Below are 1,761 nucleotides of genomic sequence, written 5' to 3' on the forward strand. Positions count from 1 at the left end.
TCCTTGAAGCGCTGGGTGGCTATATCTTGATCGCTCAATACTTAGCTGGCGGTCAGTCGAAGTTTGCAGCGGCCTGGAACTTTGGTCCATCTGCAAATGATGCGAAGCCGGTTTCCTGGATTGTCGATCGGATGATTGAGCAGTGGGGGAGTGGTCGCTTTGAGATCAATGGCGATGGCGGTGGTAGGCACGAAGCCGGATTGCTGACGCTTGATTGCTCGAAGGCATATGCAGAACTCGGCTGGAGGCCAGTGTTCGATTTATCTACGACGATTGATTGGATCATTTCGTGGCATAAGAAGTTTCTAGGTGGGGGGAACGCGCTCTCGATATCTCGCGAGCAATTGTCTGATTATATGATGCTGATGGTGTCCAGCCGACAAGGAATTGATTGACGATGAATATCCCCACTCCTCGAATGCCTGACAATTTGAGCAGCCTAAGCGAACCCGAATTCCGTGAACTCATTGTCGATTTGGTTGGGCAGTATGCTCGGGCGCACCATGCCCCGAAGCCATACGTCAGTGGTGAGAGCCCGGTACCTGTTTCTGGTAAGGTCTATGGTGCGCATGAAATGCAAATGCTCGCGCAAAGCTGCCTTGACTTCTGGTTGACGACGGGTCGATTCAACACAGAATTTGAAGCGCGTCTTGCGAAGTATATTGGTGTCAAGCATGCCCTAACTGTGAATTCGGGCTCGTCTGCTAATTTGGTCGCGTTCTCAACTTTGACTAGCCATTACCTGCGTTCGGAGGCGCTCAAGCCAGGTGACGAAATGATCACAGTGGCGACTGGATTTCCGACTACGGTCAATCCGTCGCTACAATACGGAATCGTCCCGGTCTTCGTCGATGTCGACATCCCGACTTATAATATTAAGCCAGAAATGATTGAGGCTGCCGTAACGAGTAAGACCCGCGCAATCATGGTAGCGCATACGCTCGGCAATCCATTCGATCTGGGTGAAGTTATGCGGGTCGCAGAAAAGTACGATCTGCTGGTCGTGGAGGATTGCTGTGACGCCCTGGGAGCGACCTATGGTGGGCGTAATGTTGGCACGTTCGGCCACATGGGAACGCTTAGCTTCTACCCCGCGCATCATATCACAATGGGTGAAGGCGGAGCTGTCTTTACCGACAAGCCGCGCTTGAAACGTGTTATGGAGTCGATGCGTGATTGGGGTCGGGACTGCTGGTGTGCGCCAGGCGAGGATAATACCTGCGGCAAACGGTTTTGTCGCAAGCTTGGCGATCTGCCATTTGGGTATGACCATAAATATACGTACAGCCATTGCGGCTATAATCTAAAAATTACAGACATGCAGGCTGCCGTTGGCCTGGCGCAAATTGATAGAATCGATGAGTTTGTTGCAGCGCGTCAGCACAATTTCGACTTGATGACGGAATTGCTACGCCCGCTTGAGGATGTATTTATTCTTCCCCAGGCAACCCCCAATAGTAAGCCTAGCTGGTTTGGCTACCCAATCACCATTCGCGAGGGCGCGCACTTCACTCGTGACCAGTTGGTCCAACACCTCAACGACAAGAAGATCGGAACGCGACTGTTATTCGGCGGTAACCTAATCCGCCAACCCTACATGAGGGGCCGCAACTATCGCGTATTTGGCGATTTGACGAATGCAGACATTGTGACGGATCGGTGTTTTTGGGTCGGCATCTACCCTGGCTTAAGTGATGACCACATCGGTTACACTGCTGAAGCTATGGCGAACTTTGTTCGCGCGTGATCCTTGCTTAGTTC

General features: G+C 51.9%; 1 protein-coding gene and 1 pseudogene. Both read left to right on the plus strand.

Annotated features, from left to right (window positions below):
* A pseudogene (locus tag AAFM29_RS13105) lies at nucleotides 1–395 on the plus strand (CDP-glucose 4,6-dehydratase); the annotation flags it as partial.
* A 2-nt stretch (nucleotides 396–397) separates the two neighbouring features.
* Entirely contained in the window at nucleotides 398–1,747 is a 1,350-nt protein-coding gene (gene rfbH / locus AAFM29_RS13110) for a lipopolysaccharide biosynthesis protein RfbH (protein WP_341713232.1), read from the plus strand.
* Nucleotides 1,748–1,761: the final 14 nt, after the last annotated feature.

This window comes from Erythrobacter sp., assembly GCF_038133525.1.
GTDB lineage: Bacteria > Pseudomonadota > Alphaproteobacteria > Sphingomonadales > Sphingomonadaceae > Qipengyuania.

What these genes read in the sequence shown, in the direction of transcription:
- rfbH (WP_341713232.1), top strand. Translation starts at nt 398, where the DNA reads ATGAATATCCCCACTCCTCGAATGCCTGACAATTTGAGCAGCCTAAGC.